The 25,282-nt window shown below is 42.4% G+C and carries 14 protein-coding genes; 2 read left to right on the top strand and 12 right to left on the bottom strand.

Annotation, left to right across the window (positions count from 1 at the left end; translation table 11 throughout):
• Position 1 precedes the first annotated feature (1 nt).
• The 12 genes from G457_RS0116095 to G457_RS0116040 all read right to left on the bottom strand — a co-directional run bounded on the left by G457_RS0116095 (position 2) and on the right by G457_RS0116040 (position 22,214).
• Positions 2–2,446 carry an ABC transporter permease gene (locus G457_RS0116095; RefSeq protein ID WP_026947379.1) on the bottom strand — a complete coding sequence of 815 codons (2,445 nt, stop codon included), beginning with the start codon at positions 2,444–2,446 and terminating at the stop codon, positions 2–4.
• An 85-nt stretch (positions 2,447–2,531) separates the two neighbouring features.
• On the bottom strand, positions 2,532–4,892 hold the full coding sequence (locus G457_RS0116090) for an ABC transporter permease (RefSeq protein WP_026947378.1): 2,361 nt from the start codon (positions 4,890–4,892) through the stop codon (positions 2,532–2,534).
• 497 nt (positions 4,893–5,389) lie between these two features.
• Positions 5,390–6,085, bottom strand: a complete 696-nt coding sequence (locus G457_RS0116085) for a head GIN domain-containing protein (protein ID WP_081701468.1) — start codon at positions 6,083–6,085, stop codon at positions 5,390–5,392.
• Positions 6,086–6,113: 28 nt separating this feature from the next.
• On the bottom strand, positions 6,114–8,540 hold the full coding sequence (locus tag G457_RS0116080) for an ABC transporter permease (protein WP_026947376.1): 2,427 nt from the start codon (positions 8,538–8,540) through the stop codon (positions 6,114–6,116).
• Positions 8,541–8,617: 77 nt separating this feature from the next.
• Entirely contained in the window at positions 8,618–9,307 is a 690-nt protein-coding gene (locus G457_RS0116075; RefSeq protein ID WP_026947375.1) for a head GIN domain-containing protein, read from the bottom strand.
• Positions 9,308–9,487: 180 nt separating this feature from the next.
• The gene (locus G457_RS0116070) at positions 9,488–11,905 is read right to left on the bottom strand and encodes an ABC transporter permease (RefSeq protein ID WP_026947374.1); all 2,418 of its coding nucleotides are present in this window, start codon (positions 11,903–11,905) and stop codon (positions 9,488–9,490) included.
• A gap of 186 nt (positions 11,906–12,091) precedes the next feature.
• On the bottom strand, positions 12,092–14,500 hold the full coding sequence (locus tag G457_RS0116065) for an ABC transporter permease (RefSeq protein WP_026947373.1): 2,409 nt from the start codon (positions 14,498–14,500) through the stop codon (positions 12,092–12,094).
• A gap of 23 nt (positions 14,501–14,523) precedes the next feature.
• The gene (locus G457_RS0116060; RefSeq protein ID WP_026947372.1) at positions 14,524–16,977 is read right to left on the bottom strand and encodes an ABC transporter permease; all 2,454 of its coding nucleotides are present in this window, start codon (positions 16,975–16,977) and stop codon (positions 14,524–14,526) included.
• Positions 16,978–17,125: 148 nt separating this feature from the next.
• Complete coding sequence (locus G457_RS0116055; RefSeq protein ID WP_026947371.1) at positions 17,126–19,486, bottom strand: ABC transporter permease; 2,361 nt, start codon at positions 19,484–19,486, stop codon at positions 17,126–17,128.
• Between the two features lie 180 nt (positions 19,487–19,666).
• The gene (locus G457_RS0116050) at positions 19,667–20,365 is read right to left on the bottom strand and encodes an ABC transporter ATP-binding protein (RefSeq protein WP_026947370.1); all 699 of its coding nucleotides are present in this window, start codon (positions 20,363–20,365) and stop codon (positions 19,667–19,669) included.
• A gap of 67 nt (positions 20,366–20,432) precedes the next feature.
• Positions 20,433–20,801 carry a four helix bundle protein gene (locus G457_RS0116045; protein ID WP_026947369.1) on the bottom strand — a complete coding sequence of 123 codons (369 nt, stop codon included), beginning with the start codon at positions 20,799–20,801 and terminating at the stop codon, positions 20,433–20,435.
• Between the two features lie 162 nt (positions 20,802–20,963).
• Complete coding sequence (locus G457_RS0116040; RefSeq protein WP_026947368.1) at positions 20,964–22,214, bottom strand: efflux RND transporter periplasmic adaptor subunit; 1,251 nt, start codon at positions 22,212–22,214, stop codon at positions 20,964–20,966.
• A gap of 305 nt (positions 22,215–22,519) precedes the next feature.
• Here G457_RS0116040 and G457_RS0116030 point away from each other — a divergent pair, with 305 nt between their 5' ends.
• Positions 22,520–23,908: a sigma-54-dependent transcriptional regulator gene (locus tag G457_RS0116030; RefSeq protein WP_026947367.1), complete on the top strand. Its 1,389-nt coding sequence runs from the start codon at positions 22,520–22,522 to the stop codon at positions 23,906–23,908.
• Complete coding sequence (locus tag G457_RS0116025; RefSeq protein ID WP_026947366.1) at positions 23,898–25,250, top strand: sensor histidine kinase; 1,353 nt, start codon at positions 23,898–23,900, stop codon at positions 25,248–25,250. The genes G457_RS0116030 and G457_RS0116025 overlap by 11 nt, the downstream gene beginning before the upstream one ends.
• The last annotated feature ends 32 nt before the right edge of the window (positions 25,251–25,282 follow it).

Below are 25,282 nucleotides of genomic sequence, written 5' to 3'. Positions count from 1 at the left end.
ATCATTCATCCTTCAGCGTCTTTACCGGATTGACCTGAGTCGCTCTAAAGGACTGGAGATAGACTATCAGTAGCGTGAAGCCGATTCCCCCCAAGCCCAACAGTGTGAAACTGATCCAAGATGGCCAGGCTTTGATGGCAAACTGCGCTATCCAGCTTTGCATCAAATACATACTCAACGGCAAGGAAATCAGCAATCCAGCCAGGGTAATCAGAAGATACTCTTTCCCAAACATCCAAGAAATACTCCAGCCGGATGCTCCCAAGACTTTTCGAATTCCAATCTCCTTTGTTCTCCCAGCGATCGAAAGTGCCACCATTGCCAAAAGCCCCATGGATGCAATCAAAATCGCGATGCAGGAAGCGATAAATACCATTTTACCCAAACGCTCGTCTGCTCGATACTGAGATTCTACTGATTCGTCTAGAAATGTGAATTCGAAACTTTCACCCGGAAACACCCGATTCCACTCCTGCTCCAAGGCTGCCTTAAAGGAATCAAAATCTGAAGAACTAGCTTTCACCAATACTCGCGGATTGGTATTTGAGCGGATCATCAGATTGCTGATCCCACTAAAAACCGCCTCGGGAGTTTTGGCAAAGAGTATGGGCTCGATGGGTTGATACAAAGATGCATGATGAAAGTCCTTGACTACCCCTACAATCTGATGCGGAGCAAAACGGGTATTTGGTAAAAGTTCCTGCGTCGGGTCCTCCCAGTTAAAAGCTTCGGCAAATGCTTCATTGATCAAAAATGCACTGCTGTCCGCACCTATTTGGGGATTCAAAGCTCTTCCATCCACGATCTCCAAACCAAGAGCATCCAAGTAATCACCCCCAATAAAATTTACATAGAAATTAAATTGAGTTCCATCTTCCAAAGGAAAAGCCACCTCCCAGAATGCCTGATCTCCGTAGGTTCCAACAGTGATTCCTGCAGATGCTACCTCAGAGCGTGCAGCCAAGGCTTTTTGGTAGGTATCTGCTTGTTGAAAACTTCCTTTCAAAGAAGTCACAAAACTGGTTGACGGCACATCTGGAATATCAATCACCAAGACCTGATCGGTATCAAAACCTAGATCATAATTTCGGATCGTATTCATCTGATTGACCATAATCAGCGTAGCTGCGATCAGAAGAAAGGATATAAAAAACTGAAAGCCAACCAGTCCTTTCCGAAGGTTTTGCTTTCCAAATCGGATAGAAAGAGAACCTTTCAATACTCGAATCGGTCGCATACTGGAAAGATAAAATGCCGGATATGCACCTGCTAATGCAGTAATTAAAAGGACCAAACCAATCAAGATGGCAATCTGCGCCAAGCCATAATTCAAGTCTAGTTGCTTTTCAAAAAGGGTGTTGAAAGTCGGCAAAAGAAGTTCGGCTAGGATCACCCCTACAATGGCTGATACTAGGGTGATCAGGAATGCTTCTGTCAAAAACTGGAAAGTCAATTGGAAATAATTAGCTCCCATCGTTTTTCGAACGCCCACCTCCTTAGCTCTGGTAGTTGCACGGCCAATTGCCATGGTGGTAAAGTTGATGCAAGCAATCAAGAGTACCAGAAAGGCTATGCCGGATAAAATCCAAAGCAAAGATTTTCGGGTGGTCTCCAAGCCTCCGTCACCCTGACTTTCAGAAAAGTGCATTCCGGCAATGGGATGAAAAGTAAAGTAAAACTCGCCGGGAGCATAATCCTCTCCTAAAGCAGATTTCATAACCGCATCCATTCGCTCATGAATTACATTGACATCTTCCGGGTTTCGAAGTTTGGCGATATTCTGTCCCCATACGCTGTACCAAGAGGTCATTCCCTCAGGGTCAGAGAAAAAGTCCATATTGGCAATAGGCATCAAGATTTCAAATTGAATAGAGGAATTGGCAGGAATATCTTTCAAAAGCCCTGATACCTGATACTCTTGGAAATCCTCTCCCATCTTGAGGCTTATACTTTTGCCGACGGGATTTTCACTTCCGAAATACTTTTCTGCGGTAGCTTCAGTGATGACGATTTCATACTTATCCCTCAGTTGTTGACTGATGTCCCCTTGGATCAATTCGAAGCCAAACATTTCCAGGAAATCCGGATGAACCAGCGAAAAGCTTTGATTTTCTTTGCTCTCATCAGGAAGTTTTGCCTGCACACCAGCAGTGATGTATCCGGTTATTTTTTCGATCTGAGGAAATTCTTCCCTGAAAGTAGACTCCACAATCATGGGTGAGGAGAAAGACTCAATCATCTCTCCATCCACTTTCTCATGACTTTGAATTCGATAGATTTTATCGCTCTCCGGATGAAATGAATCAAAACTCATTTCAAACTGAACAAAGAAGAAAACCAAAATCCCAACACCCAAAGCGATGGATAATCCAATCAAATTGATTCCCGTGTGAAACTTATGCTTCAGTAGATTTCTTAGAGCTATTTTAAAGTAGTTTTTCCACATACCGTTAGAAGGTTTTTAAGATTCACTTTTCACAATTTACTTCTTACCAATTACTTCGTACTTCCTTCTTCCTACTCCCCTATCGCTACTCACTCTTGAGGATTTGTGCAGGATTCACAAGGGAAGCTTTGATTGCTTGAGAACTTACCGTGAGTAGGGCAATGAGCATAGTCAGGCCTCCTGTCCAGATAAATACTCCCCAATTCAAGCTGGTGCGATAAGCAAACGTATTCAGCCAGTCACTCATAAAATACCAGGTTATAGGAATCCCGATTAGTATGGAAATCAGCACCAATCGAGTAAACTCTGTAGAGACTAAAGTCACCAAACTAGCTACAGAGGCTCCCATTACTTTACGCACAGATATTTCCTTTTTTCTTCGCTCGGCTATAAAAGTGGCTAAGCCAAATAATCCCATACAAGAAATAATCACAGCCAATCCAGTGAAAATACTAGTGAGGTTGGCAGTACGCTCTTGAGCCTGAAACTTTCGTGCATGCTCCTGATCCACAAAACTGTATTCAAAAGGAGATTCTGGATTGAACTTGTTAAAAACAGCTTCTGCCTCAGCCAGATTTCTTGAGAGATCCTCTCCGTCTGCAAAGCGAATATGGATAAAATTCAAATCCCGCTCGGGACCAATGACCACGATAGGCTTTACTTCTTCAAATGGAGAGTCCATAATAAAATCTTTGACTACTCCCACCACAGTAAAATTATAGCCATCATCCTCGATCACCTGACCAATGGGGTCTTCAAAACCCATAATCGCTACTGTTTTTTCATTGATCAATACTGAAAGACTATCCATAGCATATGTGTAAATATCTATATCTCTTCCCGCGATCAGTTCCATTCCTGCTGTTTTCACCAAGTCCGCATCTGATCCCATTCGGCTGATACTAGGTTTGAAGCCAGGGTCTTTGCCCTGCCAATTCATTTCATTCGAATCGCTATAAATATTGGTTAGAGGAGAAAACGTATAGCTAACTGAAGTCACTCCAGGCAAGGCTAACAACTCGTTTCTGAGTGCGGCCTTATTATTCCTTATGTTTTGGGTCACAGGGTGAAAAATCAAATTATCCTTGTTCAACCCAATGTCCCGATTCTGAACGAAATTCATTTGATCTCTAACGATCCAGACGCTGGAAATCAAAATTACAACCACAGCAAACTGAAAGACCACCAAAACTTCTCTTGGCTTCACACCAAAACTCCTTGATTTATTCATTTGGGACTTAAGTGCAATTGCTGGACGATACGAGCTCATCAAAAATGCAGGGTAGCTTCCAGCCAAAATCCCAATCACCAAAACATAAGCCATAGATATCATCCAGAAAAATGGCTGGGTCATCGGGTTTTGCAAATCCCTACCAATGAGTCCATTAAACCACGGGAATGCCAGGGAAACCAAAACTAAGGCCACCAAATATGCAGCAACAGCAATCAAGGTGGATTCTGCTAAAAATTGCCCAATAAGCATCTCGCGACCAGCACCAGAAAGTTTTCGGATGCCAACTTCTTTGGATCGCTTATCGCTTTGGGCGGTGCTAAGATTGACAAAATTGATTCCAGCGATCAGTAAAACCAAAACTGAAACAATTCCAAACATTTTGATCAGTTCGATTTTACCACCAACAGACTTCCCATTTTCAAATTTGGAATACAAATGAAGATCGGCAACGGGAAAAAGGAAGTCGGAGATATCATCGTATTCAGAGTTTTTGGCAGTAAAACCTTGAAACTTCTCGTTAAAATCCGGCAATGAAGAACCTTCTTTCAGCATCGCGAATGTGCGCATGGAGTTATTGCCCCAAAAGTCCCCCAGCCAGCCCATTTGATCCAGTTTTTTCATAGAAAAAAATGTGGTGAATGGAAAATTAGTGTTCTCAGGCAGGTCCTTGATAATTGCTTTTACCTCCAGATCCATTTGTTTCTCAACAGTGACTGTTTCACCCATAGCAGACTCATTGCCAAATAACTTACGAGCCACAGACTCGGTCAACACCACGCTTTCAGGCTCTTCCATAGCACTTACAGGATCACCAGCTATCACTTCGAAACTGAACATCTTGAAAAAACCGGGATCGGTAAAGGTTGATTCTTCATAGAAACTAGTTTCCCCCACAGTCAATAATTGAGGATCCCATTCTGTAATTCGGGCCACTTCCTCTACTTCTGGATATTGATCAATTAGTGTTGGGGCATAAGGAGCCGGGGTATAATCCCAAGTGAATATTTCCCCCTGCATTTCAGAATTTCTCCAAACTGCATAAACGCGACCTGAATTTTCATGGTATCGATCTACCGAAAGTTCAAATTGAACCCAGATCAAGATCAGGATGGAAGCTGCCATGCCAATACCCAGTCCAAAAATATTGATCAGCGCATATCCCTTACTCCTTTGGATATTTCGCCAGGCTATTTTAAAGTAGTTTTTCCACATAATGTTGGAAGGTTTATAAGTTTGAAGGTTGGAAAGTTTGATAGGATATGGTGAAAACTATTTATTCCATTTTCTGGTCCAACCTTCTTATTTCTAACCTCTTGATTCTATTTTCTTGTTTCTAATCTCTTGCTTCTAATCTCTATACTCTATTGCTTCTTTCTATTTACTATTTACCACTTACTTCCCACTCCCAACTTCCTTCGCCCCACTTCCCTCTCCCAGCTTCCTACTCCCCACTCCCAACTTCCTTCTCCCCACTTCTCTCTTATCTATTCCACTTTCGTACCAGTCAAAAACCCTGTAAACAGCTTGTATTCTGCATTTTTAGAAAATCCAAGAAAGATTCCACGGACAATTTTGTTCGCTATCGGGCAGAAAGAATGATTTTACCCAGTCCAGCTTTAGCCTTTGAAATAATCACCTTGAATGAAACAGAAAGACATAAAAAAACCTGCAACAAATTCTTGCAGGTTTTTAGGGGGATTATAGTCAGCTTATCGCTTTCGTATTCTGCTAGATCCTGAAGTTCGAATCTCTCCCAGTCTTGGCGAACCGGAATACACTACATCTCCGGAGCCAGAGGATCGTACTGAGATTTCTCCCAAATCCCCAACATGCGTATCACCTGAACCTGACTTGGTAACATACAAACTACCTATTGCTAGCCTTTCTCCTTTGAAATCTCCTGAACCGGACTGCTTGATTTCAGCTGATTCTACTTCTCCATCAGCAATCCTTATCTCAGCTGAGCCGGAAATAGAAGCCGTTAACTGACCTGCTATGAGCTCCTTCATGGAAATATCTCCTGAACCTGATAGCCCAATTGAAAACTGGTCTGCTCTTACCGGGGTGTCAACTTTCATATCTCCTGAACCTGATACACTTACTCCTTCCAAATTGCGGTAGGTGACATAAAACTTAAGCTTTACATTGCTGTAGCTACCTCGTTCTAGTCCGAGGTTCAATTCATCACCCTTTATTTCAGTTTTCACCTTACTCAGGTCGACACCCCTTACCTCAATTCGGACCTCCTCACGATTTCCTTCTGTCAGGATCACCTCCCAACTTCCACCGGAACTGACTTTGGAAAAGCTTCCCAAATCACGGGTTTCGGTCTGCTGAGCCTGTACACAAGATACCATGGCCAAAAGGGCAAATGCCGAGATAAACAGTTTTAGATTAGTTCTCATAGCTATAGATTTTAATAGTGGATTATACTTATTCGTTTTTAATACTTTTTACGGGGTTGGCCCAAGCAGCACGGATCGTTTGACTGGTAACTGTCACTGCCGCTATCAGTCCTGCTATCAATCCAGCCCACAGGAAAGTAGTCCAAGATATGCCAATACGATAGGCAAAATCCTCCAGCCAACTACTCATTCCGAAATAAGAAAGCGGAATAGCAATCAAAAAACCAATTCCTACCAGCTTCAGGAAATCTTTTCCCAAAAGGACTAGAATATTGGAGGTCTCAGCTCCCATGACTTTTCGGATACCGATTTCTCGGGTTCTTTGTTCGGTGGCAAAAGTTACCAATCCTAAGAGACCCAATACTGAAATCACAATTGCAAGGACTGAAAAGAAAGTAAAGATTGTTTTGACTCTTGCCTCAGCTTCGTATTGACGATTAAATCCTTCATCGATAAAGTTTGGTTCGAAGGGATAGTCAGGTCGGAATTCCGCCCACTCTCCTCGCAAATAAGACAAAACCTGCTCCCGCTGATTTGCATCGAATTTGATGCTGACCTGATTATTTCTATCCTGAGAAATCAAAAATACGATGGGTACAATCGGCTGATGAAGGCTTTCGAAGTGAAAATCTTCCATCACACCAGTCACAAATCCTCGCCTTCCTCCATAGAGAAATTGCTTTCCGATCGCCTCCTCAGAAGAGGTCCATCCAATCTCCCGAATTGCCGCTTCATTCAAAATAAATGCTTCAGTGGAATCACTGGCACGTAGATAATCGAAATCTCTTCCCGCTGCCAGTGGAATCCCGTAAGTATCCAGAAAATTATGAGCCACATGGATATCTGCAATCCGGACATTTAATTGGGTCAACTCTCCTCCCACTTCAGCTGTTGCGCCTTGGGAATCCAGCAATCGACCGGAAGGAACCCGACTGGATAAACTCACCTCCTGAATGCCCGGGTGATTCTCCAACCTATCTTTGATGATCAGGTAGTTTTCATTGATTTGATTGGAGCTAGGAAGAACTACAATATCTTCTTTGTCAAATCCCAAATCCTTATTCTGCATAAAGCTCAACTGCCCTATCACTACCAAAACAGCGACAATAAGCATGACCGAAATGGCAAACTGACCCACGACCAAAACAGCTCGGAAGTTTTCATGACCTTTTCCAGCTTTGAATGCACCTTTGAGAACTTTTGCAGGTGAAAAACCAGATAAAAACAAAGCAGGGTAGCTTCCTGATATCAATCCCACAAAAAGCACAATACCTGCAATCCAAAGGAAATACTCCGGATTGGAAATGAAATTTAGGGAAAGTGGACTTTCTAAAAAGTTGGAGAAAGTCGGCAAAAATAAATATACAAAGCCGACGGCGATTATCATGGAAATAAAGGTCATGACGAAGCTTTCTCCCATAAATTGCCTAATCAAAACCAGCTTGTCGGCACCCATTACTTTTCGCAGACCTACCTCCATGGATCGGAGCGATGAGCGAGCAGTACTTAGGTTCATAAAGTTGATACAGGCAATCAAAAGAATGAATAGAGCCACTGCGGCATAGATGTAGACATAGTCAATATTTCCATTTGCGCCAATTTCCGAATCCAGATTAGAGTACAAGTGAATATCCTGAATGGGCCAAAGGAAAAGCTTGGTGGTTTGGGACATAGGGATACCTGAGCTGGTCTCTCCCATATGTCTATCAATCATGGAAGGAAGCTTATCTTCGAATGCCTGATAATCTACACCTGAAGCGAGTTTGAGGTAAGTTGAAAAATTATTAGATCCATAATTTCCCATAAATGCTTCCTGTCCTCCATAAAATTGGATGACCGGTATCATGGAAGCAAGGAAATTCACATGGAAGTGGGAGTTTTCAGGGATATCCTTGATCACACCCCGCACCTGCATGGTAAACTGCATCCCTTGAATTTCTACCAACAAATCCTTACCTACAGCACTTTGATCACCAAAATACCTTTGAGCTGTCTCTTCAGTAAGGATAAGTCCATCCGCCTGGGTCAGAGCATCTCGCGACTCTCCTTCTAAAAGCTCCCATCCGAAAACATCGAAAACCTCTGGGTCGGCGAAGAAAAAGTCCTCTTCCACAAATGAATCCTCCCCATTTTTTATCAATGGATCGGCATTCATCAATCGGGCTGAAGCCTCCACATCCTCTGGAAAATCAGATTGAATCAGCGGGCCAAAAGGAGGTGCTGCATGACCCAAATGAAGGCTTTCCTCTCCACTAGGGTTGAACCAAGCCCGAGATACCCGGTAAAGGCGATCGACATCCTGATGATAGTTGTCATAGCTCAATTCGTAGCGAACATAGAGCAGAATCACCAAACTGACTGCCATCCCAATTGCTAAGCCAAAGAGATTTATAAAAACATACAATGGATGCTTTTTGGCGTTCCTAAATACGATTTTGAAGTAATTCTTGAACATAAGAGGCTGGGGTTTAGAAAAAATGCCGACAAGTACGTACTCACCGGCATTTGACTTTCATAAGGCTGGGTTTAATATTATTGCTTGATCACACGAGCAGATCCTGAGACACCTACATTCAATTCTGGATTTCCTTTGTAATACACATTTCCCGAGCCAGAGGCACCTACTTTCAATGACTTGCACTCTCCGACATAGGATTTTCCTGAGCCAGATTTGCCAACATTGATTTGCTCAGCTACTAGGCCGGGTCCACTGAAATCTCCTGATCCTGACTGTCCGATCAATAATTTCTTGGTTTCTCCACCTTCAATTTTTACATCTCCAGAGCCACTGATCCCTACATTAATGGTCTCAGCAAAGACATTTCTCATCTGAACTAAGCCTGATCCGGATACTCCAAGATTCAATTTCTTAGTATCCACATCGTCCTCGACTGTAATACTTCCCGAACCAGAAGAACCCAGTCCAGTCAATTCCCGGACAGTTACATAAAAGTCAAGATCTACATTGCGATAATTTCCTTTCTCGAGCTTAAGCTTAAGCTTCCCGTCTTTTACCTCTGTGATGACTTTGTTGAGAGCGATATTACCGGATTCTATGGTCACCTCATCCCGATCACCAATGGAGACATACACATTCCAGTTTCCACCGGATTCAATACTCGTAAAAGCTCCCGGAGTACGTGTTTCCGTACCTTGAGCATTAGCAGAAAAACCTAAAAGAAAAAGGAGCAGAACTGCAGCGGTTGTTTTGATTAGATTCATAACATGTGTTGGTTTATAATTATTAATTCAGAGATGGTGCCAAGAGCAAAAAGTGCATTTACAAGCTCTTTGAGCGGGTTAATTAATATTGATTGTCCGATCTGCCTAAAATATGACCGCGAGCGGACGATCAATTAGGGATTATATCGATCTGAGCAAAGCAAGTAAATAAATGAAGCTTTACTCGTTTTTTAAGTAATCTACCGGATTGGAGGCGGCTGTTTTAAAGCTTTGATAACTCACTGTAAGCCAAGCAATAAAAATTGCCATGAGTCCTGACCCCAAAACCAGCATCCAGCCTATCGAAGTTTTAAATGCGAAATTCTGCAACCAGAAAGTGTCCATGACATAGTATGCCAAGGGACCTGCAAAAATAAATGCCACCAATACCAGGATGGTAAAATCCTTGCTCAGTAGAGTAATTAAATTAGGCATACTGGCCCCCAAGGCTTTTCTAATACTGATTTCCTTCGCTCTTTGCTCTGTGGTAAAAGCAGCTAGGCCAAATAAACCCAAACACGCAATGCTGATAGCCAAAACCGTAAATACAAGAATTATATTGCCCATATTTTTCTCCGACCTATAAAGCGAATCAAAGTTGGAGTCCACAAAAGAGTATTCGAAAGCTGCTCCATCAGCATACTTAGCCCAAAGATTTTCAATAATTTTAACCCGGTCAGTGACATCACCCGGATTCAATCGAATAGCCATTTCATAAAAGTAATCTGGCTCAATCCCCATAATCAATGGTTCTATTTTTAGCTTTAGGTTATCGTAATTAAAATCCTTAATCACCCCGATCACTGTTCTCTCTTCAATTTCTTCCCCATTGAAATAACCCGAGATTTTTTGAGAACCATCCAATCCAGTCCAGCCTATCTGCTTGAATGCACTTTCGTTGATAATCAAGGCTGTGCTGTCTGAGGGAAAGTCTTTAGAGAAAAACCTTCCTTCCAGCATTTCATAGCCCATGGCATCCAAATGATCATGGTCAACCCAATTCATCGTAAATAAGTAGTCTTGCTCGGTGTCAATGGCCCGATAAACGGAATTCCAGTCAATCTTGGGAGGAAGATTATTGGCATAGGAGGCAGCGATGAAGCCTGTATTGGCCAACAGTTCTTGCTTGAAAGCTTCCGCATTATTCCCCAGAGATCGGGTATGTAGCAGATTAATTACGTTTTCTTTATCAAAACCAAGGTTGACTTCCTGCATGTAAATAAGTTGCTTGTACACAACCAAGCTACTTATAATCAGACTTATAGACACAAAAAATTGAAAAACAACTAGTCCATTTCTAAACCCAGAACGTCTGGTTCCCTTTCTCACCTTCCCCTTAAGCACCTCTGACGGTGAAAAGGACGTCAGATAAAAGGCTGGGTAAGAACCTGCCAATAGGCCTACGAAAGCCAAAAAAGCAAAAAAGCCAAGAAGCAGAACAGGATTTAAGAATACGGTCCAACTCAAGTCCTTTCCTGATAGCGCATTGAAAGGCTGAAGTGCTATTAAAATTAGTACCAATGCAACGAAGCCAGAAAGAAAACTGTAAATCATAGATTCGGTAAGAAATTGTCCAATGAGAGGAAATCTACTTGCTCCTATGGTCTTCCTAACTCCTACTTCCTTCGCACGATTTGCAGATTTGGCAGTGGCTAAATTCATGAAATTGATACAGGCGATCAGGATTATAAAAATTGAGATCGCCCCAAAAATGTATAGATACTGGATATTTCCAGGTGTTGTGGGTTCCTCAGCAAGTTCGGAATGCAAATGAATATCCTTCACTGGCATAAAGCCATATCCAACATTATTTCCCTGAGCTCTCAGTTCATCCATTGAAAAGCCAAGGTATTGCTCGATCTCCGGCCCAAAATATTTTTCAATGAATCCATCCAGAGAACCTTGAACATTACTCATGTCCACCTCCGGAAATGTTCTGAAGTAGGTATATAGGTTATTGCTGGACCAATTTTCATTTTTCAAATACTCCCAGCTGTCACCGGACACAATCATGTCATAGGTAAGATGAGAATTGGACGGAGGATTGCTAATTACTCCCGTTACCTCGGTAGCAGTTTTTTCAGACCCGCGTAAGAGTACTTTGCCAATCGGATCTTCCTCTCCAAAATATTTTCTGGCATTTTCTTCGGTAATCACTAATTTATTTGGACCATCCAAGACAGTGGCAGGATCACCCTGTAGCAACTCAAAGCCAAAAAAGTCAAAGAAGTTTTTTTCAGCAACTAAAACATTGCTTTCAGTGAAAGTAAGATCCTCATACTGAATGGGGACAGTTTCCCATAGCCCCACTCTTAAGGTACTTTCTACCTCCGGAACCTCCTCAGCCATCGCCGGTCCTATGGGTGCACCTGTCAAGGCCATATCGAACTCATTCCCATTTAGTTTCCCTGTAAAATCGATCCGGTACAAATTTTCAATTTGTGGATGAAATTTGTCATAACTCAGTTCGTCTGCCACAAACACTACAATCAACATACTGGCAGCTATTCCTAGGCTTAGCCCAAAAATGTTGATCAACGAATAAATCTTGTTGTTACGAAGATTCCTAAAGATGATTTTCAAATAGTTTTTCAACATAGCTGGCGCGGGTTCGAATTTTATGAAAAGATGGAGTTGGTTTAGTCTCTATAGCGGAGATGCAGATTTTAAAAAGAAGGTTGCAAGCCTAATTCCAAAAATAAAAATGCCCTTCAATGTTAATTGAAGGGCTTTTTAGAATATCAATACAAGTTTAAAACTGTCCGTTTTCAGCTAGTTCGGACACTATTCCGCACGAATGGCGTCAACGGGATTGGACCAGGCGGCTTTTAGAGCCTGAAAACCAACTGTGAGCAAAGCGATGAAGATAGTCACACAGGCACCAAATAGGAAGGTCCAAACTGACAAGCCAGCCTGATAGGGAAAATCCGCTTGCCAGGTTTTCATCCCATACCAAGCCAGGGGAAAAGCTAAAATTATCGCTAGCAAAAGAAGAATCACAAAATCACTGATAATCAACTTTATTACGCTGGGACTGCTGGCACCGAGTACTTTTCGAATACCGATCTCTTTGGTCCGTTGCTCCACAGCATAGGCTGCCAAGCCAAATAAACCAAGGCAAGAAATCAAAATGGCTAAAATTCCCGCTGTGGAAAAAGCTTTGCTTAATTGTTGATCTTCAGCGTATTGCGAAGCAAACTGCTCATCCATAAAGTAATATTCAAAGGGATTTCCAGGGAAAATTTCTTCAAATGTCGCTTGCAGAGAAGTTAAATTAGCTTCCAGATTTATCGGCTCCACAATCATTGAAAAATAAGCCTGTCCTTCATTGGGGAGCAGGATCATGGGTAATATTTTCTCCTTCAGTGACAGGTGATGATAATCAGCCACTACCCCCACAATCTCATAGACGTCCTCACCCCATTTGATACTTTGACCCGATGCATCCTCAGCTCCATCAAAACCCAATGTTTCAGCAGCCGATTCATTAATCATCAGCTTTCTGCTGGCATACCAGCCTTGATTAGCTTCCCCTGAAGTAAAGCTTCTCCCAGACTTGATGTCAATTTCAAAGACTTCCAAAAATTTTTCATCGATAATTCCCATGGCATAACTCTGATCTCGGTCCTCCGGCCGAGGCACCATGGGCGTAATTCCAGCTGCGGAAAAATTATAAGATCGACCAGGAAGTACATTGGAGGAGGCTGATCCTTTTACAAAAGCAAAATTATCGAGTTGATTTTTAAAGCTTACCAGCTTCTCCTTCGCATTTTCTCCCAATTCGTCAGGGCCTGAAATAACCAATAATTGATCTAGATTCATTCCCAAGTCCCTATTTTGCATGAAGGAAAGCTGATCCTGAATGACCAAGGTAGAGATGATCATTCCCATGGATATGACAAATTGGAAAACCACCAAGGATTTACGTAGCCATTGTCCACTTTCAGGTTTGAGGTTGACTTGTGATTTTCTATCAAATTTTCCTGAAAGCACCACCACATAAAAACCCGAAATCAGCGAGCAGGTAAGGATAATAGCAGCGAGCAAAAGCCAAAAAAACGGCAGATTAAAAGCTCCAAGCCAGATGGACTTACCTAAAACCGCTACGACTAAGGGCTCCATCAGAAAAACACCAATCAAAGCCAAAAGTGCTGAAATAAGAAAGAGAACCAGGGTTTCCAATACAAATTGCTGTGCAAGCTGCCAGGTATTTGCACCAAGCACTTTTCGCATTTTGATCTCCTTGAGACGTGTCAGAATACTCGCTGCAGAAAGATTGAGGTAATTGACATAAGCAATGGCCAAAATCAGAACCGCCATAGCTCCAAAAACAAAGACACCTGCCCTACTTCCAAAAGTAGGAAGCGGATCATCGATAGATCTACCCAAATGCCATTCGCTGAGGGGTTGTAGGTGCACAGTGATCCCGTCAAAACCAGGAAACCGCTTGAAGTAGTCAGTCATTTGCTTGGCAAGTTCCTCTCCATCGGTGCCTGGATTGGTTAGCAAATAGAGGTTAGCAAATCCAGAATCTATTCCATTCGGATCGGCCCAACTGTTTCCATTTCGATTTGCTTCATTTTCCAGATAATGAATGGAAAGAAAAACCTCTGCACGAAGGTCTGAACGCATTGGAATTTCATCCAGCACCCCAGAAATGGTGTAGTCCGATTTGCCAAAATTGTTGCTTAGCGTGAAGCTTTTACCCAGCGCGTCCTCCTCCCCAAATAATTTTTTGGCAAGTTCTTGGGAAATGACGGCAGTTTGAGGGTCAGATAAATCTGCATTTCCACGCTTCATTGGAAATGAGAAAGTCTGGAAAAAGTCACCTTCTACAAAACTGATGTCTGCTTCCTTGATCGCAATATTAGCTTCCCGATTAGAAATTAATCCCCCAGCGATAAAACCCGCCGCTCTAGTCACATGATCCAAATCAGCAAATTGATCCTCTAGAATATTTGCAAAGCCCGGTGGAAGAAAAATTTCAGCCTCCCCATTTCCTTCCACTACCACCACACGATAGATATTCTCTTTTTTATCATGAAAGTCATTGTAGGTCAATTCAGTGGCTACGTAGGCAAACAGCACTAAAAAAGTGAGCAATCCCAGGGTTAGTCCCAGCAGGTTTACGGCAGAAAAAACCCGTCTCTTCAATAGGCTTCGAATTGAGATTTTTAGATAGTTGAAGATCATAAGTTCAGGATTAAGAGAAAGGATTACTCGCTTTTAAGTGATTTGACCGGGTTACTTGATGCAGCTTTAAAGGCTTGAAGGCTGATGGTGACAAAGGCTATAAATGCCACGAAAAGACCGGCCAGTAGAAAAATGGAAGGACCCAAATTCACTTTATATTCATAATCTTCCAACCATTTTGTCATACTCCACCAAGCCAGTGGGCTTGCCAATAGGAATGCAATCAAAACAAGTTTTGAAAACTCCTTGGAGAGCAATACAACTATTCCTGAGGACGTAGCTCCCAAGACTTTCCTTATCCCAATTTCTTTGGTCCTTTGCTCTGCAGTAAAGGCAGTCAAAGCAAAAAGCCCGAGACAGGCAATAAAAATGGCGAAACCGGCAAAAACCCCAAACACCTTACCCAACCGTGTCTCAGCATGATACATTTTGCTGAATTGCTCATCCATAAATTCGTAAGTCAAAGGCTGACCGGGTGCCATATCTTTCCATGACTCCTCAATTAGTTGGATGACATTCTGAGTATTTTCAGCTCTGAATTTAAAGGATACCGGCCCTCCAGGAACTTCATTGTAAAGAAGCATAACAGGAGATACAGACTCTTTCATAGATTGAAAATTGAAGTCCTTCACCACTCCTACCACTGTACGGATTTGGTAAATCTCTTGATTCCCGTCTCCCAATATCTGAGAATACACTTTTTGCCCGATGGGATCACCCTCGAAATTAAACTTTTTCACCGCGGTCTCATTCAGAATCACTGCGCTACTGTCAGAGGGAAAATCAAGAGAAAAGTTTCTTCCAGAGACTAATTCCATACCTAAGGTTGGAATATAGTTTTCGTCGACTCGCCAGTTTTGAATACTTACTGTGCTTTCCATATCAGCCAGATCCCGGCCCTCCACAAGCCATGGACTATCACTTCTATAAGATCCTGCTACTGGCAAATATCCACTGATCGTTGCCATTTCAATGCTGTTATCAGCTAAGACCCGATCCTTAAAACCTACAAGCCCATCATCCAACGCATAGGTATTAAAAACCGTGATCAACTGATCTTTCTCGAATCCTATCTCCCGGTTTTGTATAAAGCTCAACTGATTATTTACAGTGATCGTAGCAATGATCAAGATCACCGAAATAGCGAACTGAAAAACCACCAAAGTACTTCGGATAGTACCACTTTTCATCCCCATTCGGATTTTTCCTTTCAGGATACTTACAGGTTTAAAGGCTGAGAGGAAAAAAGCAGGATAGCTGCCAGCGATAAGCCCTGTAACAAGTGCACCGAGAACGATGGCTGCATAAAAACTTGCAGATTCAACAGGCATTACGAGGCTTCTTTCTGCCAAATCATTGAAGAATGGTAGCATAAGAGTAGCCAAAGGAATCGCAATCAAAAATGCTATGGAACTAAGCAGGATAGATTCCATTAAAAACTGTCGAATCAAATGAATACGAAATGAACCCATGACCTTCCTAATCCCTACTTCTTTGGCTCTACTAGCAGATTTGGCGGTAGAAAGGTTCATGAAATTGATACAGGCAATCAGCAGGATAAATAAACCTATAGCTACAAAAATGTACACATACTGCTCACTGAAATTTGCCTCAAACTCGCCTTCCAAATCACTCTTCAAGTGAATATCATGTAATGGTTGGAGAATGTATTCCAATGAGCTGCCTTGTGCAATCAAGTCATCAAAGGAAGTACCTTCACCAAAAAAGAGCGCGAGTTGGGGCTCCATGTATTTTTTGAGCATTGGGAAGAATTTTTCTTCGATGGCTTCAGGCGAAGACCCTTCATAGGCCTTGAAATAGGTCTGAAAATTATTGCTGAACCAAATTTCACCTTGGGCCTCTTGTAATCCTTCAGCACTCAATAAAAAATCAAAATGAAAATGGCTTGCCTCAGGCAAATCTTTGTAAACACCGGTGATTCTGAATTCCAATTCATTATCTAGTATCAGCGATTCTCCGACTGCTTCCTGATTTGGGAAGTACTTTTCAGCCATGGATTCACTGATAGCAACAGTAGCTGGTTCATCCAGAATTCCTTCTTGGGTTCCGCTGACCATTTCAAGATCAAAAACCTTGAAAAAATCCTTACTGGCCCATATTACTCTTCTCTCCAGTAGGTTTTCCGAATCATTTGGTCTTTTGACCAAATAGGGTCCCTGCTCACGAAAATGTACGGCGGCTTCCACTTCGGGAATTTCCTCCGGCAAAGCTCTGACCAAAGCTGCTGGAGTATATAAGTTATGGGAGGACCTCCCACCAAAAACAGTCTTGTTTGTGATTCTATAAATCCTGTCTCCATCCTTAAAATGCTTATCATAGGACGATTCATTGATCACGAAAAGGGCAATCACCATACAAACGGCAACTCCCACCGAAAGACCAAAGATGTTGATGAAAGAATAGAAACCTTGCTTGCGAAGATTTCTCAGTGAGATTTTAAAATAATTCTTGAGCATTGCTGTTTCCTTTTATTTGTAATCCTAGAACCTCTTTATATTCAGGATTTGTGCCACCCAAAAAAGGCCTCCTGATATGTAGAAGGCCTTTTTTACTATTTCACATATTTGTAGTTCGAACAAAAATGTCCGCTTGCGGTCAAAACAATTACTCACTTTTCAGAGAATTCACTGGGTTATTTCGTGCGGCCTGAAATGCCTGGTAACCAACAGTCAATAAAGCTATCAAAACAAGAAGCAGGCTAGAACCGGCAAATATCCACCAACTTAGATTTGTCTGAAAGGCATAGCTCTCTAACCAAGAATCTGCGAGGTACCAAGCCAGCGGCATGGCTATAAGAATTGATATCAATACTAAAAAGACAAAATCTTTGGACACAAGTGTCATTATCCCTACCGTGGAAGCTCCCAGTACCTTCCGAACCCCAATTTCTTTCCGACGCTTTTCTGCTGTGAAAGCTGCCAAGCCAAAAAGCCCCAAACAAGAAAGAAAGATGGCTGTAACGCCAAAGTAATTGGCTAATTGAGCGGTGCGTTGCTCTGCTTGATAGAGATTTTGATAATCTTCATCCAAAAACTTGTAAGCTAAAGGCTTTCCGGTAAAGCTCTGAAAAAGTTCATCAATTGAAGCAATGGTTTCTACCTGATTTCCAGGCTGAATCCGCACCATGATTTTTTGTGCAAAATTGGGATCAAATTTGAGGAAAGCCGGTTTGATAGTTTCTTTTAGCGATTCAAAATGGAAGTCCCGGACCACACCGATCACTTCCTTATCTTCTCCCCAAAGATTCACGATTTGACCTATGGGATTCTGAAACCCAATGGTTTTTACAGCAGCCTCATTCAGGATGATTTTTTGGGATTCCTCTCCAAATTCCGGAGAAAAGGCCCTCCCAGCCAACATTTCGAAGCCCATCGTTTCGATCAGCCCCATATTGACTGTGATATTTTCAAACTTGATTTGATCATCAGAATCCTTCCCCTCCCAAGTCAACCCAATCGTAGAGCTCCCCAAACCGACCAAGGGATGAGATAGACTGGAGGCATTTTCAACACCTGAAAGGCTTTTGGTCTGCTCTAAAAAGGAAGGAAGATTTTTAGGATTGATGCCAGAGGAGTTGATCTCTAAAAGATGAGCCTGATTGTATCCAAGGTTCTGATTTTGGATGAAATTCAACTGCTTGCTTACTACCAAAATCCCAATGATTAAAAGCAAGGAAATCGAAAATTGAAATACAACAAGCCCCTTTCTCGCCAGAAGCTCTCCAAAACTCCCTTTGACTTGAGTTTTCAAAACTTGAACAGGCTTGAACCGAGACAGATAGATTGCCGGATAAGCTCCAGCCATTAATCCTGTGATGATCCAAACTCCTCCCAAAAGAAGAATAAAACCCAGATCAAAACGGAGATTTAGACTTTTTGAAGTAAGTTGATTAAAAAAGGGTTGTAAAAGGTAAGCGCCAAGCACTGCCAAAACCAAGGCAAAAAAAGTCAAGAGCAAGGATTCTGTCATAAACTGCCCAAAAAGACTTGAAGTGCTGGCTCCCATGGACTTTTTCACACCAATCTCCTTCATGCGACTCATGGACCTGGCGGTGGCCAAGTTCATGAAATTGATACAGGCGATGAGTAAAATAAAAACGGCAATGGCAGAAAATAGACGGACGTAACTGATCTTTCCCCCCACCACTTTTCCTTGCTCGTAAGTTCCATGCAGGTAAGTATCTCCATAATTCTGTATCATCACGGATACATTGGACTCAGCTTCCTTCTTTTTGATGAAATCTGTAATCTGTTCATTAAAGAGCTCTGGATCGACACCCTCTTTCAAAAGGATATCTGTCCCAGAATTAAAATTATCCCAATGGGCTCCATCTCCAAGCATCTGCAGGAAAAAAGGAAATGCGAGTAAGTACTCAGGCTGACGGGTTTCCAGGTTCGACTGGTCCTTGTATACTCCAGTGACTTCCACCTCATTTTCGAAATCAAAAACCTGCCAATGCAATGATTTTCCCAGCGCTAGTTGGGGAGATCCAAACAATTTGATGGCCAAAGATTCGGATAAAATCACCGAATTGATTCCTGTTAAAGCTTTTTCCTGATTTCCGACCAGAAAAGGAACATCGAAGATCTCTAGATAATCCTGATCCACAAAAAACCCTGCAGCCTCCAAGACTACCTCTCCCTGCTCAAAGGTCATCCCTTCTATGAAAGGTGAAATTGCAGAGGCTTTTTCCACTTGAGCCAATTCCGCCTTCATGGCTTCCGCCATTCTAGCCGGAGTGAAAGGCATAGTTACTAGCCCATTGGCATTGTCATGATTGGTCAGGACCGTGTAGATCCGATCAATGTTGGCATGCTGCCGATTGACAGCCAACTCATCCTTAACCCAAAGCATGATCAAAATCATAGTTGTCAACCCAATGGCCAATCCAGATAGATTGATGGCAAAGATGTGTTTGTGTTTGAGGAAGCTTCGGAGGGATAATTTGATCTGATGAGGGAGCATGGGGGATTATTTAAAAATTGTAAAATTGTAAAATTGAAAGATTCATATGGCAAAACCACATGCGTTCTAATTGAGTACTAATAAGCTAGAGACTGTACCATAACCAATTTTTTCCAAATCAGTAAAAAGCACCGATATCTAATTTTACAATTTTCCAATCTTTCAATTTTACAATAGGTCTCACACATGAAACTGCTCCCGGATATTCTCGGTCACAACTTTTCCATCAAACAAATTGATGATTCTGTGGGCGTAGTTGGCATCGTGGGGTGAGTGAGTTACCATGACGATGGTCGTTCCCTCATTATTCAGTTCTTCCAAAAGACGCATCACTTCTTCCCCATTTTTAGAATCCAAGTTACCCGTTGGCTCATCCGCCAATATCACGGATGGCTTGGCGACAATAGCCCTTGCAATCGCCACTCGCTGCTGCTGACCACCTGAAAGCTGCTGCGGAAAGTGATTTCTTCGGTGCATGATATTCATACGGGTCAAGACTTCTTCTACCCGCTTTTTGCGCTCATCAGCTGGTATTTTAAGATAAAGTAAAGGCAACTCCACGTTTTCAAATACTGTTAATTCATCGATCAGATTAAAGCTTTGGAAAACGAATCCGATATTTCCTTTTCTGAGTGAGGAACGCTGCCTCTCGGAGTAATTGGCGACCTCTTGATCCAGGAAGTAATACTCTCCTTCATCAGGATTATCCAAGAGTCCGATGATATTGAGCAAGGTAGACTTTCCGCAACCCGAAGGTCCCATGATAGCTACAAATTCGCCTTTTTTGATTTCGATCTGAATACCGTCCAAAGCGGTAGTTTCTACTTCCTCCGTGGTGTAGAGTTTTCGAAGGTTGTTGGTTTTGATGACGTGTTCCATGGTGTTGAGATTTGTCCGATGTCCGATGTCGGTTGTCCGAAGTCTATAAACCGGAGTTTTAATGGTTTTATTTAATTTTTGATTTAAAAGACTGAAGCATATTCATTAGATGAAAGGCTTCTTGATATAGTTGCTTGAATGCTTCTGTATTGATGTAATTTCTTCTCTTTGCTTTGTGTAAACAAGTCACCACCTCTGCCAAGGATCTGACTGCATAGCTAATAAATTTCTTAAACTCTGGATTTGACTGAGAAATAGAACCCTCCGAAATATTCAGAGCTATCGAATCACCCGCCCGTCGTGCTTGAGAAATGAGGTTGAATGTTTCATCTTTTGGAAAAGATTTTGACTCTTCAAAAATCATTTCACCAAAGTCCATCGCCTTTTGCCAAATCAACAGATTTTCAAATTTGAAATGTGCCTTATATTTTTCCATGACTCTTACTGATTTAAAGGTTTATGCATCAATTTAGGATTTACCACCTATTTTTTTAACTACTTAAACCTTTTACTCAAATCAATCTTCATCATACTTTTTTTACCCAAATTATAATCGTGAACTAGCATCCGACATCGGACATCTGACACCCGACAATAATTACTTCATCTCCAGCACCTCATTATCCCCGAAATTCTCATATCCGGAAACGATGACTTTTTCACCTTCCACCAATCCCTCCAGCACTTCATAGTATTCCGGATTTTTTCTGCCTAGGCGGATATTTCGCTTTTCGGCATTTCCTGTTGCCGGATTGATGACAAAGACCCAATTGCCACCCGTATCTTTGAAAAAGCCTCCAGTGGCCAGCAATAAGCTTTGCTCGCTTTGACCCAATTCAAGGCGGATCCGAACACTCTGTCCCCTTCGAATTCCTTGAGGATTTTCTCCAGTGAATACCATGTCTACTTCAAAGCGACCATTGGTGATCGTAGGATAGATCTTGGATATTTCCAGCTCGTACTCCTGACCACTCAGGGTAAACTTACCCCGAAGACCTCTGCCGATTCTCGGAAGGTAAAGTTCATCGATCGGCACCCGAACTTTAAATTCATCCAATACATCAATCTGCCCGTATCGTTGCCCGGGATTGATCGCCTGACCTACTTCGATCTGCTCCATGGCCAATTGCCCGGCAATAGGAGCTGTGATAATAAGATTATTTAAAATCTTTCCAACGCCTTGCAAGGAGGCTTGCATCCGGTTCTCCGAATTACGGAGCTGATTCAATTGAATCGATCTGGCTATCGAGTCATTCTTATAAGACTCATAGGTCAGCCTTCTCCTTTTCAGATTGTATTCATATTGCTCCTTCACTTCCTCAAACTCACGGTCTGAGACCAGTTTTTTCTCATGCAATTCCTTGAATCGCTTGTACTGAGGCTCCAAAAGCGAGATTTGATAATCGATTTCAGCCAATTGACCTTGTTGGCTCAAGTCATTTTGATCCAAAAGCAAGCGAGTCTGCCGGAGATTATTGATTTGCTCGTAAAGCATGGTCTCCCGCTGCATCACGTCAAGCTGTAAATTAGAATTGGTCAAAGCCAAAATGGTATCTCCCCGATCGACGGTGGCTCCTGACTCTCGAATCACCTCTGCTACCATCCCTCCTTCTACTGCATCCAAGTAAAAAGTCTGTGCCGGCTCAATCTGACCTGAAACCAAAATATAATCGGTGAATTCCCCCGTTTTGACGGTGGTGATACTCAATCGATCCTGTTCCACATTCATCGTAGACCTGTGATCGGCAAAGCCCAATTGATAAATGATTCCAGCGACCAAAAGCGCAGCTCCGATGATATAGGCAATTCGCCTAGGAGTCCATGTTTTCTTTTCTAATTTTCTATCCATTGTGTGTTGGCCTTTTTGAGGCTGTCCATCTTATGCCAAAGGTTATGCCATGGAAAAATCTTGGCTTAGAAGCTTTTTGATGGGTTTTTGAGGAAAAAGGCAAATTCCAACTCGAACATTTTCGTCCGCCAGCGAACAATCCCTTTCAAAAGCGAAGCGAATAGATTTTCAATTCAAAAAGTCGATATTGAGAAAAAATGGCCAAAATTGTTCGGATTCGCCCATTTTCAGAATTTTGATCAAAAGTGAAATTTTCGGCAAGCTTTTAGAACTTTATACCGCCTACCACAAAAACCACAAGATGTATGGAAGAGCAACGAATCGGTAAAATTCTCATTGTAGATGACAACGAAGACCTGCTAAAGGCTGCCAAGATTTTTCTTAAAAGACACTTTGCCCAAGTAGATACCGAAACCAACCCTGATCTTTTACCAATTCTCACACATAATGAAAATTATGATGTGATTTTATTGGATATGAATTTCACAAAGGACGTGAGCTCGGGACAGGAAGGCTTCTATTGGCTGGATCGAATCTTGGAACTTGACCCATCTGCTGTCGTGGTCTTAATCACAGCCTACGGTGATGTCAATCTTGCCGTCAAAGCCATCAAAGAAGGCGCGACGGACTTTGTCTTGAAGCCTTGGGAAAATGAGCGGCTACTTGCTACACTGAATTCTGCCCTTCAACTTCGCCAGAAAAAACTTGAGGTCAACCTCCTAAAAGATCAGAAAACTACCCTTCAACAGGATATTGACAATAAATTCAAGGATATCATCGGCCAAAGCCCGGCCATGCAAAAAGTCTTCGAAACGATCGAACGGGTGGCTACTACCGATGCCAATGTGTTGATTCTTGGAGAAAACGGAACGGGAAAAGAGTTGATTGCCAGAGCTATTCACCGAAACTCCCGAAGAAGTCGAGAAGCTTTTGTAGGAGTGGATTTGGGTTCTATCACCCAAACGCTATTTGAATCAGAGCTTTTTGGGCATAAAAAAGGGTCTTTCACCGATGCCAAGGAGGACCGGGCAGGGCGTTTTGAGCAGGCTCATAAAGGAACTCTATTTTTGGATGAGATCGGTAACCTTCCCCTACCCCTTCAAGCTAAGCTTTTGGCAGCTCTCCAAAATCGACAAGTTACCCGTGTGGGTGCAAATAAGCCTGTGGAAGTCAATATCCGCCTGATTTCGGCTACCAATATGCCCATTCACAATATGGTGTATGATAATAGCTTCCGACAGGATTTACTCTATCGAATCAATACCATCGAAATCCAACTTCCCCCACTTCGGGAAAGAGTAGAGGATATCCCATTGTTGGCGGACCACTTCATTAATTTTTATTCAAAAAAATACAACAAAGACATCCGAAAAGCCTCTGAACCCCTAATCAAGAGGATGACGAAGTATCATTGGCCGGGAAATATCCGGGAACTGCAGCATAGTATCGAGCGCGCGGTCATCATGAGCAATCACAATGTGCTTCAGCCCGAGGATTTGTTTTTGCAAAAAATGGGACAGCCCGAGAAATCCGAAGAAAATGTGAGTTTGGAGCACCTGAATATTGAAGATGTGGAGCGAATCCTCATCCGAAAAGCACTGCAAAAGCACAACGGACATATCACACGAGCGGCTGAGGAACTGGGTTTGACGCGATCCTCGCTTTACAGAAGATTGGAAAAATATGGTCTATAGGCGATTTTCCGTGGGGATCACCTTCCGGATCCTTCTCATTACTACCTGTATTTTTTTGGGACTTTGGCTCTACTTTAGTCAAGGCCTGCTGCTTGCTCCCGCAATTTTGGGAATTATGGTAGCAGGAATCGTCGGTGAGATGATTTATTACGTAAACTCGATCAACCAAAAATTAGCACGCTTCCTTGACTCCATCCGGTTTGCTGATTTTTCAAGCTCCTTTACCTCAGATAGCAAAATGGGGAACTCCTTTCGAGAGGTTAATATGGCTTTCAATGAGGTGATGGAAGTCTTCAAGCAAACCCGTGCTGAAAAAGAGGAGCAGATGCTTTTCCTGCAAGTAATCATTCAACACATCAATACAGGAATCATTTCTTTCAATGCTGAAGGCAAAATCGGTGTCATCAATAATGCCGCCAAGCACTTGCTTCAGATCCCTCAGTTTCGGGATATCAGTGATTTGGGAAAGCTTTCCACAAAGCTTTTGAAGGAAGTCATGGAGATCAAACCCGGTCAACGAATCTCCCATAAGGTCAATTCAAACCTACATTTAATCATCCAAACCACTGCTTTGAAGATGGGCGGTCAAAGCTGGACTTTGCTTTCACTCCAAAATATCAATGCAGAATTACAATCCAATGAGCTGGAAGCCTGGCAAAATCTTACCAAGGTGCTCCGCCACGAGATTATGAATTCCATCACGCCCATTTCCAGCCTAGTCGAATCCCTTCGAACCATACTAGATGAAGACAGCTATGTGCAAAAAGAGGGAATGCTGATCAAAAAGGATGGATTCCAGGATATCCAAGAGGGATTGGATACCATCTCCAACCGAAGTAAAGGGCTTGTGAATTTTGTCAATGCTTATCGGGATTACACCAATATCCCCATTCCTGAAAAGGAACTGGTTCGGGTTCAGGATCTTTTTGAAAATGTGCTCAGCCTCATGAAAGAAGAGCTCAAGTCTCAGAATGTTTTTGTCAAAACAGAGCTTCATCCCAAAGAGCTGGAAATACAATGTGATCGGGATCAGATATCGATGATATTGATCAATCTGATAAAAAATGCCTCTGAGTCCATGCAGAAACTTGCCGACAGACAGATCATCCTTCGGGGTGTTTCACAAGGAGATATGGGTATCCGGATTGAAGTCGAAGATCATGGACCGGGTATTGTGCCAGAGGCTTTGGAACGAATATTTGTGCCTTTTTACACCACCAAAAAGACCGGGTCAGGAATTGGCTTGGCAATTTCCCGTCAAATAATGAATCTGCATCGGGGCAGTTTGATCGTAGAGTCTGAGCAAGACAAGCGAACGGTTTTTAGTCTAATCTTCAAGTAGCCGGTTTCTCAATAAAATCTAATAGCGAAAAA

The organism is Algoriphagus marincola DSM 16067, assembly GCF_000429405.1.
Taxonomy (GTDB): domain Bacteria; phylum Bacteroidota; class Bacteroidia; order Cytophagales; family Cyclobacteriaceae; genus Algoriphagus; species Algoriphagus marincola.
This window is presented reverse-complemented; position numbering and strand designations above follow the sequence as displayed.

Excerpts from the sequence above, each read along its gene's own strand:
- G457_RS0116095 (WP_026947379.1), bottom strand. The coding sequence starts at position 2,446 with ATGTGGAAAAACTACTTTAAAATAGCTCTAAGAAATCTACTGAAGCAT.
- G457_RS0116090 (WP_026947378.1), bottom strand. The coding sequence starts at position 4,892 with ATGTGGAAAAACTACTTTAAAATAGCCTGGCGAAATATCCAAAGGAGT.
- G457_RS0116085 (WP_081701468.1), bottom strand. The coding sequence starts at position 6,085 with ATGAGAACTAATCTAAAACTGTTTATCTCGGCATTTGCCCTTTTGGCC.
- G457_RS0116080 (WP_026947376.1), bottom strand. The coding sequence starts at position 8,540 with ATGTTCAAGAATTACTTCAAAATCGTATTTAGGAACGCCAAAAAGCAT.
- G457_RS0116075 (WP_026947375.1), bottom strand. The coding sequence starts at position 9,307 with ATGAATCTAATCAAAACAACCGCTGCAGTTCTGCTCCTTTTTCTTTTA.
- G457_RS0116070 (WP_026947374.1), bottom strand. The coding sequence starts at position 11,905 with ATGTTGAAAAACTATTTGAAAATCATCTTTAGGAATCTTCGTAACAAC.
- G457_RS0116065 (WP_026947373.1), bottom strand. The coding sequence starts at position 14,500 with ATGATCTTCAACTATCTAAAAATCTCAATTCGAAGCCTATTGAAGAGA.
- G457_RS0116060 (WP_026947372.1), bottom strand. The coding sequence starts at position 16,977 with ATGCTCAAGAATTATTTTAAAATCTCACTGAGAAATCTTCGCAAGCAA.
- G457_RS0116055 (WP_026947371.1), bottom strand. The coding sequence starts at position 19,486 with ATGCTCCCTCATCAGATCAAATTATCCCTCCGAAGCTTCCTCAAACAC.
- G457_RS0116050 (WP_026947370.1), bottom strand. The coding sequence starts at position 20,365 with ATGGAACACGTCATCAAAACCAACAACCTTCGAAAACTCTACACCACG.
- G457_RS0116045 (WP_026947369.1), bottom strand. The coding sequence starts at position 20,801 with ATGGAAAAATATAAGGCACATTTCAAATTTGAAAATCTGTTGATTTGG.
- G457_RS0116040 (WP_026947368.1), bottom strand. The coding sequence starts at position 22,214 with ATGGATAGAAAATTAGAAAAGAAAACATGGACTCCTAGGCGAATTGCC.
- G457_RS0116030 (WP_026947367.1), top strand. The coding sequence starts at position 22,520 with ATGGAAGAGCAACGAATCGGTAAAATTCTCATTGTAGATGACAACGAA.
- G457_RS0116025 (WP_026947366.1), top strand. The coding sequence starts at position 23,898 with ATGGTCTATAGGCGATTTTCCGTGGGGATCACCTTCCGGATCCTTCTC.